Annotated in this window: 10 protein-coding genes and 2 pseudogenes; 6 read left to right on the plus strand and 6 right to left on the minus strand. The window is 57.5% G+C overall.

Going from position 1 to position 15,783, the window contains the following annotated elements; genetic code table 11:
• Positions 1–64: 64 nt before the first annotated feature.
• Positions 65–1,831, minus strand: coding sequence for a hypothetical protein (locus tag JM946_RS29525; RefSeq protein WP_218043201.1), 1,767 nt, complete (start codon positions 1,829–1,831; stop codon positions 65–67).
• A 723-nt stretch (positions 1,832–2,554) separates the two neighbouring features.
• On the opposite strand from JM946_RS29525, the gene JM946_RS29530 reads away from it, so the two are divergent.
• The 3 genes and pseudogenes from JM946_RS29530 to istB all read left to right on the plus strand — a co-directional run.
• Positions 2,555–4,084 (plus strand): IS3 family transposase, encoded by a 1,530-nt coding sequence (locus JM946_RS29530; protein WP_203171060.1) that lies wholly within the window; start codon positions 2,555–2,557, stop codon positions 4,082–4,084.
• A gap of 87 nt (positions 4,085–4,171) precedes the next feature.
• Positions 4,172–5,184, plus strand: a pseudogene (istA, locus tag JM946_RS29535) (IS21 family transposase).
• A pseudogene (gene istB, locus JM946_RS29540) lies at positions 5,181–5,882 on the plus strand (IS21-like element helper ATPase IstB); the annotation flags it as partial. The pseudogenes istA and istB, both read left to right, overlap by 4 nt.
• Before the next feature lie 653 nt (positions 5,883–6,535).
• On the opposite strand, the gene JM946_RS29545 reads toward istB, so the two are convergent.
• From JM946_RS29545 to JM946_RS29560, 4 genes are all read right to left on the minus strand, one after another.
• Complete coding sequence (locus JM946_RS29545; RefSeq protein ID WP_203171061.1) at positions 6,536–7,762, minus strand: hypothetical protein; 1,227 nt, start codon at positions 7,760–7,762, stop codon at positions 6,536–6,538.
• Positions 7,749–9,188: an MBOAT family O-acyltransferase gene (locus JM946_RS29550; protein WP_203171062.1), complete on the minus strand. Its 1,440-nt coding sequence runs from the start codon at positions 9,186–9,188 to the stop codon at positions 7,749–7,751. Before JM946_RS29550 ends, JM946_RS29545 begins: the two co-directional genes overlap by 14 nt.
• Before the next feature lie 217 nt (positions 9,189–9,405).
• Positions 9,406–11,298 carry an HAD-IIIC family phosphatase gene (locus JM946_RS29555; protein ID WP_203171063.1) on the minus strand — a complete coding sequence of 631 codons (1,893 nt, stop codon included), beginning with the start codon at positions 11,296–11,298 and terminating at the stop codon, positions 9,406–9,408.
• 20 nt (positions 11,299–11,318) lie between these two features.
• Complete coding sequence (locus JM946_RS29560) at positions 11,319–11,651, minus strand: acyl carrier protein (protein WP_203171064.1); 333 nt, start codon at positions 11,649–11,651, stop codon at positions 11,319–11,321.
• Positions 11,652–11,728: 77 nt separating this feature from the next.
• Between JM946_RS29560 and JM946_RS29565 the strand changes: the two genes are divergently transcribed.
• Positions 11,729–13,159 carry an SDR family NAD(P)-dependent oxidoreductase gene (locus JM946_RS29565; protein WP_203171065.1) on the plus strand — a complete coding sequence of 477 codons (1,431 nt, stop codon included), beginning with the start codon at positions 11,729–11,731 and terminating at the stop codon, positions 13,157–13,159.
• Between the two features lie 9 nt (positions 13,160–13,168).
• On the opposite strand, the gene JM946_RS29570 is transcribed toward JM946_RS29565, so the two are convergent.
• Positions 13,169–14,056 (minus strand): alpha/beta hydrolase fold domain-containing protein, encoded by an 888-nt coding sequence (locus JM946_RS29570; protein WP_203171066.1) that lies wholly within the window; start codon positions 14,054–14,056, stop codon positions 13,169–13,171.
• Between the two features lie 495 nt (positions 14,057–14,551).
• Between JM946_RS29570 and JM946_RS29575 the strand changes: the two genes are divergently transcribed.
• Together JM946_RS29575 and JM946_RS30080 are read left to right on the plus strand one after the other, a co-directional pair.
• Positions 14,552–14,767 carry a hypothetical protein gene (locus JM946_RS29575; RefSeq protein WP_203171067.1) on the plus strand — a complete coding sequence of 72 codons (216 nt, stop codon included), beginning with the start codon at positions 14,552–14,554 and terminating at the stop codon, positions 14,765–14,767.
• 207 nt (positions 14,768–14,974) lie between these two features.
• On the plus strand, positions 14,975–15,202 hold the full coding sequence (locus JM946_RS30080) for a hypothetical protein (RefSeq protein WP_218043203.1): 228 nt from the start codon (positions 14,975–14,977) through the stop codon (positions 15,200–15,202).
• Positions 15,203–15,783: the final 581 nt, after the last annotated feature.

Genomic DNA, 15,783 nt, shown 5'->3' on the forward strand with positions numbered 1-15,783 from the left:
GTGACAGCCGAGCGCGTTTCCGGCCACTACACGGGGTTGCGATTCTCGGTTGAACATCTGGTCGTCAGTCTAAGCAGAACAGGCGTGCTTCTTCGATTTTCGCTTCACCCCCTGGATCGATCTGATTCGGGGCAATGGTGCCAAAGCGGGAGAAAAAACTCTTGATGTCGGGTTGGTTTAAGAACCGTAAGGCTCCAGAGTTCGGAACGCCTCCCGCGGGATCAAGTCTGATCAGATAGTCCGATCGGGCTCTGCGAAACGCGAATTGCATCAACGAATAGCCTTCTAAGTAGAATCTCTCCAAGGATTTTCTGGACTCAAAGCTTCCAGGCGTCCCCCAAGAGATCTTCGCCCAGCCCATATCTCTACGCCATATCTTGATTTCCAAGGCTATATAGTTGCTCGTTACGCAATAGTCGCGTATGTCGAAATAGATCGGCCCCAGTGCGAGTTTGGCGGAAGGGGCAGATTCTCTCAAATACTCGAGACCTGCCTCACCATATTTTGTTTCCTTCGAGGTCAGACGAATGTAGGCACCGTCACCAGAACCCAGTTCACCTTCGTCATCTTCTATCCTCTGAGCCGTCCATAACGGCGGATACAATGGCCACTGCGGGTTGATAGGTATAACCAAATCTGGCTTTAGCTTTTGGAACTTTGCGTACGCAGTCCACTGCAGGTGGGCACGTGAAAACACGTCCGCTGTTGATGGAGCGTTGACTTGTGGAATAGTCAGGAAATTCGCGGCGCATATGGCGCTCGTCAGACATGTCGTAGTTAGCTTAAGTACCATGTCGTCCTTTGCACAGACAAATGCAATGTAGAATATCAGCGAGTATGGAAATATGAAGTACCTTGCGAATATATCATTCATCGGATTGAGGTCAGAAATCGCGGCGTATCCGGACGCCATTGCGATAACAAACAACATGACAATCGCCGCGACGGCGGCAAGCGTAGGAGAGATCCATATCGCTGGATCGAGGCGCCGTCTCACGAGAATCCATCGTACGAAGGAAAGCAGGGTGACACACCAAAACAGAACTGCTGTCGCACACGTGATTCTATTAGTCGCTCCGAAGAGTATCGAGGACCCGAGAGCATGGAGCCAGTGTTCCGTGCTCGCGTCCAGTGCGCTTTTGGATATCCTTGGCGACACAACAATCGATATCGCCTGAATCATCCCGCAGATGGGAACAATCGTATACATAGCCTTTCTTGACGCCCAGTCGCGAAGAGCGGCGAACCGAACCGCGAGGACGGGGATTAGTACTGATGAGAACGGACCACTGAGGCTGGCGACTACGAGGAACAATCCCTCTAGCAAGGAGGTTGGCTTGTGACTTGGAAGGCAGACGTAGAATGCAAGCGCAGTTCCGAGGAGAAAGAAGGAGGGGGTTAGATACAGGAACGAACATGCCGTGGCGATCGGCTGAAGGGCGATTGCGATGACGAGAAGTGCGATCAGATGATGATCAATGCCACTTCTTTCTGCCCGGGTGGTCAGCACGTAGACTATAGATAAGAACGGAACTATCGCTCCAAACAAGAAGATGTATGGGGTGATTGCAAGAGGTAAGGACCGGGCAAATAGAGCAACGATCCGTATATAGAGGTGATGGTAGCCCGCGTAGGCGGCCCACACCGACCGAATCCCTAGTTCATTGGCGTGTTTGATGAAGACGTAGCCGTCGTCAGCGAACAAGCTATCTTCCACAAAACTGATGTCCTCGACTCTCAAAGCAAGTGCGACGACTGCAATCGGAAGTATGAGCCAAAAGCTGCGCGTTCTGGCAAAGATCGGTCCGGCATTCATGTTATGAAAGCCCATTGTAGGTAGGGTGACGGTGAGCTTAGTTCCAAATGAGTTCAACCGTTACTTCGTTGAACCGGGAGCTTGCCTCAAGGCCGTCACCGATGAGCCCGCGGGATAGTTCTGGCTGCTGCGGGCTCGCCGTGATGAAGGTGCGTGCCATTGGTCCCGGGCAAGCCGCTGGGCTGACTACTAGCTGCATATCGGTCCGATGCAGCCCTCCGAGAGGATTTCGCTTCGACGCCGTGGTGCCCAGAAGAGGAGCGAAGGAACGCTTTCCGGTCCAGCAACGATGTTCGTACAACGAAATAGCCTGACTCTGTTTAAGAGTCCTCGTCAGGCCTCGGTCCAGGCTATGCAAAGCGGACAATCAGGGCGACGACCATTCGATTAGTGCGCCCGGGCAGCGACCATGCTGCACTGTGTGCGTAGTAAGGCAATTGTTGAAAAGGTCGCGCTACTGTTTGCGGCGGACATAGAGTTTACTTCCGTGGTCGAGGCGGGCTCCAGATGAAACTGCAAACGATCGATCGAAGCCTGGCTTTGCTGGTTGACCACGAGATGACATAGCTCGCGCGGGCTCATTCCAAGCACGCGTCCAAATGCGCGCGCGAGACCGGTGCAATCGCGGTAACCGACAGCGTAGGTGATCGCGGCAATGGAAGATTCGTGTTAACGCCGAAGTAATACTGACCCAACCGGAGGTGCGGACGAAATCTTGGACTATCTGGAGGGTAGTTCATGTATTCGTACGAGGATCGGCTTCGAGCTGTGCGGCTCTACATCAAGTTGGGTAAACGACTCGCCCTGACCATTCGTCAGCTCGGCTACCCGACGAAGAACGCACTCAAGCACTGGCATCGAGAGTACGAGCAGCGCCTGGATTTGTCCGCTGGCTACGTGCGCGAGCCGAAGTACTCGCAGGCGCAGAAGGAAGTGGCCGTCAAACACTACCTAGATCACGGCTGCTGCTTCGCGGTGACGATTAAGGCGCTAGGCTATCCGTCGCGGACTCTGCTTCCTTCATGGGTCCAAGAACTGCGCCCACAGACGCGCACGCGCGTTGTTGGCCGAATCCAGGGCCTGACGCCAGCAATGAAGCAGTCCGCAGTCATCGAGTTATGCATGCGACAAGGAAGCGCGCAATCAGTGGCTCAAGGGCTGGGCGTGTCTCGGCCATCGTTGTACAACTGGAGGAATCAGCTACTCGGCCAAGATGCCTCCCGATCAATGAAGCGCAAGAAGAACTCCCCGCCAAGCTCTGAGCGAACCGAACTGCAACAGCAGGTCGAGACGCTTCAGCGGGACATCCGTCGCCTGCGGCTCGAGCAAGACCTGCTGAAGAAGGCAAATGAACTCTTAAAAAAAGAACTGGGCATCGACCGGCGGCTCCTGACGAATCGGGAGAAGATGCAGCTGGTTGATGCCCTGAGACCGACATACACGCTAACGGAGCTTCTCCGAGAAGTGGGCTTGCCCCGCAGCTCCTACTTCTACCATCGGGGCCGACTCGCAGTCGCGGACAAGTACGTCGAGGTGCGTCGCCTCATGACCGACATCTTCGAGCGCAACTACCGTTGCTACGGCTACCGCCGGATGCAGGCATCGTTGACCAGAAAGTCCGTAAACGTCTCAGAGAAGGTCGTGCAGCGACTGATGAAGCAGGAGTGCCTGATCGTCGTCAAGCACAAACGTCGTCGATACGGCTCATACATGGGCGAGATCAGTCCGGCGCCGGACAACCTCCTGAACCGCGACTTCACCGCGGATGCACCGAACGAGAAGTGGCTCACCGACATTACAGAGTTCCAGATTCCGGCCGGCAAGGTGTACCTGTCTCCCATGATCGATTGCTTCGATGGCATGGTGGTCAGCTGGTCGATCGGCACGCGCCCGGACGCCGAACTCGTCAATGCGATGCTAGACTCTGCTATCGAGATGGTCGCCGGCCGCGGCGACCGGCCCGTCGTGCATTCCGATCGCGGCAGCCACTACCGGTGGCCTGGATGGCTCTCACGGATAGCTGCCGCCAAGCTGGTCCGCTCGATGTCGCGCAAGGCGTGCTCGCCAGACAACGCAGCGTGCGAGGGCTTCTTCGGTCGCCTGAAGAACGAATTGTTCTACTCGCACAATTGGCTGTCCACGACCATCGAGGAGTTCATCGCCGCGTTGGACTCCTACATCCGCTGGTACAACGAAGCGCGGATCAAGATCTCGCTGGGCGCACGCAGCCCCGTCGAGTACCGTAGCAATCTCGGGATCGCTGCTTAACCAGTCCAAGAATTCCGCCGCATCCCCACCCCGCCGAGGCAAAAGTGACCCACCTGGGCGAGGATGACGGCTTTTTGAGCCGTCCAGATGTTGACCCAGGAGCAAGCGGTGGAGATTCGGGTTCTGGAACGACGAGGTCGCTCGATTCGGCAGATCATGAGAGAGACGGGGCTATCGCGTAACACGGTTCGCAAGTACCTGCGTGGCGGCGGCAGGGCAACGTACGGGCCACGTGAGCCGCGGGCCTGCAAGCTCGATCTCTATAAGGCCTATCTACAGGAGCGCATTGAGCAGGCCCGGCCGGACTGGATTCCGGCGACGGTGGTGATACGCGAGATCGGCGCCATGGGCTATGCTGGCGGCATCAATCAGCTGAAGGCGTATCTGCACGCGTTCAAGGCCGTACGCGCAGATCCCGTGGTGCGATTTGAGACCCCGCCAGGTCAGCAGATGCAAGCGGGTCTCACGACGATCCGTCGCGGCCGAGATCGACTGCTTGCGTTCGTGGCGACGCTGGGCTTCAGTCGTGCCACGTTTGTGCGCTTCTTCGCTCTGATCTGTTGGCTGACTAGCGCGATGGATTAGTCGCCGCCTTCGACTACTTCGGTGGCGTGCCGCGCAAGGTGCTGTTCGACAACACCAAGACAGTGATCATCGAACGTGATGCTTACGGCCCAGGGCTACACCGATGGCATGCGGGCATGCTCGAGCTCGCTCGCGACTGTGGCTTTCAGCTGCGGGTGTGTCGTCCGTACCGAGCCAAGACAAAGGGCAAAGTCGAGCGATTCAACGGTTATCTCAAAGGCAGCTTTCCGGTTCCGCTGGCCGCGACGCTGCGCGCAGGCGGCTTGCAGCTGGACGTGGAGACTGCGAACCGCGAGGTCCTGCGCTGGCTCAACGAGGTGGCGAACACGCGTATCCATGCGACGACGGGAGCCCGACCATGCGTGCGGTTGACCGAGAATCAGGCTCAGTTGAGCGCATTGCCGATTCGCGCGATGCAGAGCGCACCAGCGATCGCACGCGCCAGCGTCGTGCCGTGCGAGTCGCTACAGCATGCGCTGTCGGTGTATCAGGCACTGCTGGAGGATGCAGCATGAGCTTGCAGCAACAACGTATCGCCGCTCTGTGTGTAGAACTGAAGCTGCCTGTCCTGAGCACCGAGTGGTCGGCGCACGCTCAGCGAGTTGCCGACACTCAGGCCAGCTTCGCCGAGTTCCTCACATCGCTGCTCGAGACGCAGCAGGCGGCCAATACCGAGCGCACCCGACAGGCGCTGCTGAAGCTCGCGACGCTGCCGGTGGTGAAGACGATCGAGAGCTACGACCTCAACTCTGCCACCGGCGCTCCGAAGCAGCAGATACAGGAACTTGCTTCACTGACCTTCGTCGAGCGTGCAGAGAACGTTGTGCTGCTCGGACCTTCCGGCGTTGGGAAGAGCCATCTGGCAATGGCGCTCGGCTACCGCGCCGTAATGGCGGGCATCAAGGCGCGCTTCATCACCGCCGCTGATCTGATGATCCAGCTCGCTGCGGCCAACGCGCAAGGCCGGCTGAAGGGATACTTCAATCGCGCCGTTCTTGGACCAAAGCTGCTCATCGTCGATGAGATGGGCTATCTGCCATTCGGACGTGATGAGGCGAACCTGTTCTTCAACGTCTTCGCCAAACGCTACGAACGGGGCAGCATGATCCCCACCAGCAACTTGCGCTTCACGCAATGGGCAACAGCCCTGGCCGATGATGAAGCGCTCACGGCAGCGCTTCTCGATCGGCTGCTTCACCACGCGCACATGGTCTAGATCGCTGGCGAGAGCTATCGCCTCAAGGACAAGCGCAAAGCTGGATCGATCAAGGTGGCAACGAAGACTTAGTAATAGGCGCCCGGGTGGGTTAAATCTACTTCGGCATTCTTGAGGCGGCGTGGGTCAGAATGCAATCGGCGTTGAAATCGTGTCGTTCGAGCAGAAATGGGCCCTCGGAGCAGCGTTTCCGCCTCGCTTCGAACGTCGGCAGCACCTATGCGAGCACGGCCTGCGAAGTCATGGGTGCCCGTCCTGTGAGGCGCGACCCATACGGGTGTTAGCTATCGAGCCCTGCGCCGTATTGATGCTGAGTTCACAGAAATTGAAGAGCAAGACTGGGCGGGATTTACTCACGTCACGAAACTCGAGATCGCGGCCCGGTCGAAGGTTCGAGTGGCCACGCCATGACCATGAGCGCAAAAAGCCGTGATTGTTTGGGGGCGTCGCGTCTACGCTCTTGTCAGCGAGCCTCCAGTCCGAGCCGCTGCGGAAGTCCTTCAGTATGGAGCCTACGCAACTGGACATCAGGCTGCTCGACAGTGCTCCAGCAGCAGCGATGCTGATGCAGCACGTCGCCCAACGCGCAAAAATCTTCGCGGCTCGATGTGCTCGAAACGATGCACAGGGCGCTGATGCCAATCAGCTGCTCACTGTTCCCTGGCAAATTCACGATAGATGGTGAGCATACGTTCGACGTCGGAGCGATGTTGATTGCGATAATCCCGCTGAGCGGTCCGTATCTCTGCAAGATGAGCCTCCAGATTCTGCGGGGTGAGGCGTTGTCCAACGATCTCGATTTCTGGCGAGAATATCTGCCGAACCATCCGGTCTCCGAGTGACCGAGTATAATGGCCGCAGTTAATGAACCACTGGAGACCTCGAGATCCTTCATAGATGCTTTCGGTGGTATATGGGCTATATGTATTCATATCCCAAAGATCGACGGGTCGATTGGGTTCGGCACTGTACTCCATAGCAAGGTGTAAAACGCGCCGCTTCCATTTCTCGAACGTTTCCCAGTGGCCGGCGTAATCGAGAACTTCGAGCATGTCTGCGTGATACGGATTGATGATCACAATCACGCGCGTCCCACGTTTCGCGCAGAGCTCGAGTATATCCCGCACACTCTGCATGGGCGCGAGCTTTTCATGCACGCCATGGAATCGGGTCACGGCGAGAACATCATCCAGTAGCCACATGGGATAGAACCCGATGGAATCCTGCGGATGTTGGTAGAGCGAGAACTCCCAGTCACCGCTCAGCGTGTTAGAGGATCGTACAGATCGGTTTGCAGCTAGCACTTTGACGCTATTGCCGAGCGCATCGAGGGAAAGGAGGGCAGCAACCGTGTCATTGAACTGCTCCCGCCGATAAGCCGGATTGGCCCCCCCCTCGTCGGTGACGGAGAGTCGTATGAACTGAGTTTCTGGCGGTCGCTGCGAGAGTTGATTCGTTAGAAAGAATTCGAAGTCGAGGCAGAGGACCACAAGTTCTAAGGGGTTCCGCGCGAGGACGTGTTGCAGGTAGCGATAGGACGTATACGGGTCCGCTGCGCTCATCGCTAGGTTGTAGACCGGCCTATAGCGGGGGGGCCAGGCGGGATTGGTGGCTTCGAGACCGATGGCGACTCGAGAGCTCCCTAAAATGACGGTACGTGGGTGGCTGCGCAGTACTTCATGGGCTTTCATCATGTGCTGGTATTGATCGGCCGCCGGCTTCCGAGCGTTGAGGCCATCGATCCTCGGCGTCCCGATGACAAGGTAGGGATCCATGGCCGCGTTAAAGATCACAACTGCCGAGAGCGTGACGCCACAGACCAGCAGCCACGCGAGGATGAATCTGCGCGTCGGCGGAAGGGCATCAGAACTGGCCATAGAGGAATCGGCTGCTGCCCGTGAGGGCGAGAAATCCGGCAGAAAAAAGCAAGGCCATCACGACCGCCGTGGCATAGGAGAGTGGTGCGCCTCCTTGTAGTAGGGCCCGTCCTATGGAGGTTGGCTTGCTCGTCAGAGGCGGCAGCGATTCCTCGGTAAAATCGAGCGCAGGTTGGTAGCGACTCAAAATCTCGAGAGAGTTTGGCATCATCACGACGACGGTGAGCAATCCCACAATGCAGACAGTGGAGAAGCCATAGGCTTCCCAGTAAGCCCTCAACGTGACGCTTAGCCCGAGATCGTCGGCCCCGGTCATCTGAAGCGTTCTTAGAACCGGCGCCTGTGCTCCGTTGAGTCCAAATAATCCACCCAGCACGGAGAACGCCGATTCGAGAGAAGGGGCGCGAAAGAATACAAAGGACACGGAAACGGCAAGAAAGGTCAGAAGCCATCCGACGGGTCCCATGACTCTCTCGTAGACGAGATTGTTCGGCCAGAAGCGGGGACGCAGGATGCGCCACGCCTGATTGACCGTGAGATAGATTCCGTGCAGGACGCCCCATGCGACAAAGGTCCAGGCGGGACCATGCCACAAGCCAGACAATGCCATCGTCAACACCGAGGGAATCGCAATCAGGGTCCAAATCGCGGAGAGCGCCGAGCCCTTTCCTTCGAGTACGGGTTTGCCCTCGAGCAGGCGACGTCGTGACAAATTGACGACGAGCGGCGTGTAGCTGTAGGCCGTCAGAAAGCGCGTCAAGGAAATGTGCCAACGATTCCAGAAGTCGACGATCGACACGGCTTTGTAGGGCGAGTTGAAGTTCATTGGCAGCCGCACTCCCAGCATCCGCGCGGTGCCCAATGCCATATCCGAGTATCCCGAGAAGTCGAAGTAGATCTGCAGCGTGTAAGCGAGAATGCTCGTCCAAGCCGTGAGTAGTGGAGGATATCCCTCGCCTGCGAAGTCGAAGGCAGCAGGCGCGAAGACGCCGACTCCATCCGAAATGACGCATTTTTTGAAGAGCCCGAGTGAAAAGAGACAAAGTCCGATCGCGAGTTCTCGCGCGGGGCAGGACACTCGGTGGGTTTCGAACTGGGGAACTAGCTCATTATAGTGAACGATGGGGCCCGCGATCACTTTTGGAAAGAAGAAGTTGAACAGAAGATACTCAGTCAAGCGCAAGGACTGAATCTGACGCGACCATGCATCAGCAAGCAGGGCGATCTTCTGAAAGACAAAAAATGATATGCCTAGAGGAATGATAATGTGAGCGGCCTCCAAATGAGTGCCGAGAACACTGTTGGCGGTATGCAGAAAGAAATTCGTGTACTTGAAATAGCCTAGGCAGGCGATGTTCGCCAGGACGCCAATGATGAAAGCGGTCAGTCTGACACGATGATTTTCAGGCGCGGATTCGATGATCACCCGTACTAGGATGTAGTCCAGTAGAATGGATGACGCTGAGATGAGTAGGCTCCATGGTCCGCCGCCAACGAGATAGAAAACGACGGAGCACGTGAGCAACCAGTACGATGCAAATCGATGACTCACACCGGCGGAGAGCAGCCAATAGCCGGTAACTGCTATAGGTAAGAATATAAGAATAGAGGGGAACGAATTGAAGGACACGGGCCTCACCCGATCACGCAGATGACACTGCCTTGACTTCAGTCTCGATCGCAACGGGCATCGCGGTGTAGGTGGTGATATCCAACTTCCATTTGCTCAGACGTCCTTCCCTCGCATAGATCCCGAACCCCATGTTGGGATAGTGATGCTCCACAAGGCCGTTTCGATCGCTGGGTATATATTCACCGACGAGCGCCGTGGCGCCGGCCGCTCTGGCGCACGTGACGATATGGTTGAGCATGCAATGCTCTATCTTACGATTGAAGACTCGGCAGCTCATCAACCAGGTATCGATGGTCCAAGCCGAGGAGTTCTTCAGACAGATGGCGACGGCAACGATCCCGTTGTCGCCAAATCGATCCAAGAGGCGAACCTGCAGCGTAAACGCAGAGTCGGCCCGCTCATATTCCTCAACCTGAAGTTCCGTGTAACGACGATTCGTCAGGTTGAACTGATTGGTCTTGTTGATCAGTTGTGTGATCCGGCTGCGAGCGATCGGCTCAAAGGGCGCCAAGATGGCCCGCATTTGTAGCGACTGCAGGTACACATCCAAGCTGGGCGCAGCTTTGAGTGCTTTGGCTCTCCTCGCGTTACCGACATATTGATCTGCTCGATTACGATCCTCTGAGGTGAATGCGCAGGACTCGAAGTAACCTGCGGCAAGCAGTGTCGGCACGTAGAGTGCCGGGTCATCCGGGAGCTCCGGCACGGCCACCCGGGGCAACTGTCGGCGCACCTGCTCGCGCTCTGCGGGATTATCATCGAGTAGGACGAGTGCATCTAGGCCGACATTGAGTTCCCTGGCGATCGCCTCGATGTTCGATGCCTTGTCTTGCCAGTTGGCCTGGAACACACTGAGATGGTGTTCACGAAGAAGCATGTCAGGATGAGACCGAAAGGCGGCGCGCGCTACTTCCTCATCGTTCTTCGATGAGACCGCAAGGAGAATCCCTCGGTCACGCAACGCCAGTGCTGCTCGCTGTATCGAAAGATGGGCCTCTCCGGTAGGGCTGCCGTTGCCAATCTGGATGCCGGCCAAGCCCTCGTCACCAATCACGCCGCCCCACAATGTATTGTCTAGGTCGAGCACCAAGCACTTCCGTGCGCGGCCCAGGGCGGCGCCAATGAGTCGGCCAAACCAGTCCGCATAGAGGGGAAGAGCCCCGTGACTGAAAGAAAACTTGCCGACAGCCCACTGCACTGGATCGTGCCACGTGTGAAGACCGACGGCCTCAGCGAGCGCGGCAGAATCCAGCAGCAGTTTGCCCGGCTGGCGTGCGCGCCGCCTGATCTCGGCATTGAGGCGATCAATCAGCCATTGCGTCGTGCCTTGGAGATTCCGATCCAAGCTTCCGAATAGTGCCTCGGCTACTTGAGGTAGCGTTTGAAGAATGATGGTGCAGTCGCAGACTGAGTGCAGAGCCTCGCACGTCGAATCCACATACTCGAGAGCTGTTCGGATTTCTGCCTCTGCCTGCGTCTCATCGCCGGGACAAGGAGCGAATGGCAGGCCTCGATGGTCAATGCACAAGAGTATGTAGTTACATCGAGCTTCGTTGATTTGTGAGTGTGGGTTGAGCGCCGAGTGTGCGACGTCGTTGAAGGGAGAAGTGATTATCTTCATCCACACCCCGTGTCTCAGCGCACTGACGCAAAGTGCCGGTGCGAGAAGTTCTGTGGTGCCGTTGGAAAGGATTCCAAGCCGGATCACGTGTGGATCCGCCTCTACCATGCGTTGTATCGCCGAGCCGAGCTTGAAAAGCTGATTGGTGTTGAGGCGATATTGCGACAGCTGCCACGCATCGTTGCGAACCTCTTCGGAACTGACGATGAGCTCGCCAACCCGCCGCCGGAAATCCTCCGCTGGGCTGACCAGCCAGGGCAAAGAGTCGAGTCCAGTATTCATGGAAGAAATATCAGCGTACGTCATTGAGTGACAGTCGAGCACTTCTTCTCAATCATGGTGACGAGTTGCCCGACGTCCTTTAGCGACGCTATCTCCGGCGTACTGAATCGGATGGAGAATCTTCTCTCGATCTCGAGGAAGAGGCGCACGTTACCGAGGCTGTCCCAGCCGTTGACCCGCTGAGCGTTGAGATCTGGGGTCGCCACGATCGCGTCATCGTCGAAGACGTCGCGAAGTATTGCCGTTAGCGATTTGTAGATGGGCTGAGTCATACAAGCGATTTCCCTGGCATGATTATCTTGAAATGTGAGCACGCGCTGTGATGAAGTCAATGCACGACGATCGTCCTGCACGAGTAGTTCCGGGAACGTCCTAACATGCGCGTGTGTGATCCGCGTTGCGCCGTCGTGTCAGCCGAGGAATAATCGATATGAATAGGAAAGTATTTGATCCTCAAAGCCAGCAGCGCTTCGCTGAGTTGAGTCGAGATCGCAATCCCGTCCACGTCGATACCGTCGCAGCCCGGCGTATCGGCTCCGGCTCGACCATCGTGCACGGCATTCACTCAGTGTTATGGCTGCTCGAGTCCGTCGTCGACGGCGGGGTCTCGGTGAACGGGTTGGGACGCCTGCTCGTGAAGTTTCGGTCACCCATTCTGGTGGGCGACGAAGTGACTTCGGAGATTACGTGCAGATTGCCGAATCTCATCCGCGCCCGGCTGTGGGTCGACGATACCGTTGCATTGGCAGTCTCGATGGAATTTGCGGGTGCGCTCGATCTAGATAGAGCTGGAGGGATGCACTGTGCTGAGGTCGCATCGTCGCCCAGCTTCTCTGCAAACGACCTCAACCTCGAAGAAATGAAAGGGGTCTGCGGCGCGCTCGATTTTCATGAAATTGTGGAGGGAGCTCGGGGCATGTTTCCCGCGGTATCGAGATCAATCGGCGCAGAGCGGGTGGCTTTCCTCGTCACTCTTTCGTGCGTGGTTGGGATGATCGTGCCGGGTCTTCATTCCTTCTTCGCAGGCCTCGATATACGACTCCGTCGCGCCGAGGGAGTTTCAAGTAACGCCTTGAGCTACGCTGTGAGATCGGTGGATCGTCGTTTCCGGCTAGTTCACATCGACGTGGTCGGTCACGACATGCATGGAACACTCGAAGCGCTCGCACGCATGCCACCAAAAAATCAGCCCGCAATGGCACGCATCGCCGCTCGGGTTCGCAAAGACGAGTTTCGTCGCTCCATCGCTTTGGTCGTCGGAGGCTCGAGAGGCATCGGGGAGCTCACGGCGAAGTTGATCTGCGCGGGCGGCGGCAGCGTCATAATCACCTATTCCATCGGCGAGGCGGATGCGAACCGTGTTGCGGACGACATCCGAAGGACTGGGGGGCGATGCGACGTGCTCCAGTACGACGTGCGCAAGAGCGCCATGGAGCAGTGGTCAACGGTCGATCAGGCGCTACCGGACCATATCTACTATTTCGCCACGCCGATGATTGCGCGGCACCGAACGACAGTCTTTAGCCGAGCGCGCCTCGAGGAGTTCGATGACTTCTACCTCCACGGCTTTGCAGATCTCGTACAGATCTGTATGACAAAGCACCCTAGTGGAATGAGGGTTTTCTATCCGTCGAGCACGTTCGTGGATACCCGACCATTACACATGACGGAATATGCAATGTCCAAGGCGGCCGGAGAAGTTCTTTGCACGGATCTACCGCGAGCGTTCCCTGGGCTCGAGGTGGTCGCGAGGCGCCTACCGAGGTTGCCCACCGATCAGTCCAACGGCCTGGAAGAGAGTGAGATGGCCGATCCCATTGAGATCATGTTACCTATCGTCAGGGAAATGGAACATCGATAGCCGAAGCTGCTATTCGGCCAGTCGTTGCTGAAACCATCGTGCGATGTAGTTGTAGGCGTCACGGACTTCAGTCGTTTCGATCGCGGCAAGTTGAGCGGCATGGCCACCGCCCTCTATGAGGTAGAGGGAAGAGTCCACACCGAGCTTCAGGAGGCGAGTATGCGCAACAATCACCGGGCTCATCTCATAGGCTCGCGTGCCGCTCAGGAACAGCGTGGATGGAAACTGGGCGAGCACGGCGTCGAACTTCCCTGGGTAGGCGCTTGGATCCTCTCGATTCGCCTTCTCCATGTACCAGCTCAAGGGTGCTAGACGGGCGCGGTCAGTTTCAGTGAGTTCACTCTTCGGGAGTAACTCGCCGCTGGCCCATATGCTGGAATCGCCGCCCAGGTCCCAGAGAGTGGGCGTAGTCGGCGGGGCATAGCAGAAGATGCCCGCCGCGCCGGGGCGAGGCAACTCGCGAGCTTGGAACCAGGCGATGGCCTGGGCGGTGAGAGCGCCGCCGGCCGAGCAACCAAAGATGCCGATGGACTGTGGCTTGTAAACTGTGAGCAGCGCGCGATATACCGCCTCGACATCTTCGCTTGCGGCAGGGTACTCGTACTCTGGCGCCTGACGATAGTCGATCGTTACGACCTTGAACTTGCCAATAGCTGCGATTGGGATGGACTCGAGTTGACCGGCGCTCAGTCCACGGCCGTAGACGAATCCGCCGCCACGAAGATTGATGAGGACTTGATGGCGGCGCTTGGGCGTGATGCCCTCGACAGGGGCGATCACGCCCACGTGCACACCCGCAATGTGGGTGTCCGTCACAGTGACTGGATAGCGCGCTTTGAGCGTTGCTAAGGTCTTGCTCAGGTATTGCTGCTGTGCTGCATCGACTTTATCCCACAACGCGCGGGGTGCATCTCGCGGCGGGAGTGGCGAGGGAGGCATGGCCGTGGCGGACCACTCTGCGGCATTCGCCCGATGCCAGCTTTTGAAGCTAGGACTCCAAAGATTCGAAGGAGGTATCGTCAGTGCCTTGATGTACAACGTACCGTCCGCGGCTACCCGCGATTCTTCCTTATCTGTCATCGCCGTTTGTGAAGCGACTGCCACTGTGGCAACAGCTGCGACTAGGAAACTCAGGCCGTGCATCAATGCAACTCTCACTCAGGGCAGTGAAGAGTCCGCGGAAAGGATCCCGTTTCATATTAGTGTAATTCCCAGAGACAAAGTGATGCTCCCATAACTTCGTGGCAACTATCGTTGGTCAGTGGTCGCGGAATCGTCAGATGTACGACGGGTCAGCGTCAACGCGTAGAGGAGCGCGGGCTCGATAGTGGGGCACAGTGGGGTGATACCGGCTTCCGGTAGCATCGCTCTGAAAACTCTCGCAGCTGGGACTTGAGTGATGCCGAGACGAAGATCAATCTGCCCGGCGATGAGTCGCTCTTCGAGATTGCAAGCCACGGCCGGGCGGGCCTGCGCGGCGCGATCGATTATCACCGGGCGGATCTTGCACTCATCGCCGGAACCGTGCGAGGCAGCCCCCAGGTGATGGTGAAGAGCGGCACCCGGGGTGCCGTCACGATGGCCGCCGTACGCGGGTACGGGGACTGACTCCCTTGGGACCAGCGACTGCCTAGAAGCTGCGTAAGACGATCGAGAGCTTGTTCAGGCCAGCATGGCCGGTGAGGCGAGGAGCTCGGGCGGCCTGTCGTCGACGGGGCTCAAAGCTTTGAGGCTCGTGGCAGATTGAAGTCGTAAGGCATGCCGGCGAGCGTTCAACGATCAACGGCGAACACACGACATCTTTCTCGACGCATCTTGGCGCCACTCGAGGCGCATGACGACGAGGAAGAAGAACCGTGCCTGGCAAAGAATCAATCGAGCGTCATCATCAACTTCGCATTGGCTGCCGACACGCTTCGCCCACAAGTGGCGAACTTTCTCACGGGTGGCGACGCGGGATCGTCGTTTGGAACCGCCTGTGGACACGGCTCAAGCCCAAAGGCAGGTGCGGAGTACGACCCGCTGCAGGCGCCGCACCACTGATCCTGGCACTCGCTCTAGCCGCAGGCCTTTTTTTTGCGGTGCGATCGAGGCAGATTGTGGCATCAACAGGATCGCGGACAATGCCCTTCCTTCTCCTACGAACCATCACGGCTCGACGTCGTGCTGAAGCAGTCCATTCTTGGCTCGCCGCTATCGAGTCCTCATCACCGGCGCGCGCGCCATCGCTGAGGCAAAAACTCCGATGCGGTCCGAACGTTCGCTTTCAGAGGTGTTGTCGGAACCTCTGGGCTTGCACGGTCAGGGGTTGATTCAGACAGTAAGCACAGTCTCAGAAGACAAAGGATTCCATCCGCCAGGCGTTTTTCCGTGGCTGAGATTGGCGCTGGTTCAGCACGAATACGGGAGCAAGTCCGTGCGCAGAGAGATTGGTGGTGGATCAGGCGCCTCTCTTCAAAGGAGCGCCTGAGGCAGTCCGAATTGCATTATCGACCTGTGCGTATTCCAGCGATCGTGAACAGCGATTCCACGCGATGGTGAACAGTGCGTGGTGCCGGCGACTGGAGGGTTGGTTTCTACTTTAGGTGTTCACGATCCGTCAACCACGGCTCAGATTTCCGCCG

Origin of the sequence: Steroidobacter gossypii, assembly GCF_016801985.1 — a bacterium.
GTDB lineage: Bacteria > Pseudomonadota > Gammaproteobacteria > Steroidobacterales > Steroidobacteraceae > Steroidobacter > Steroidobacter gossypii.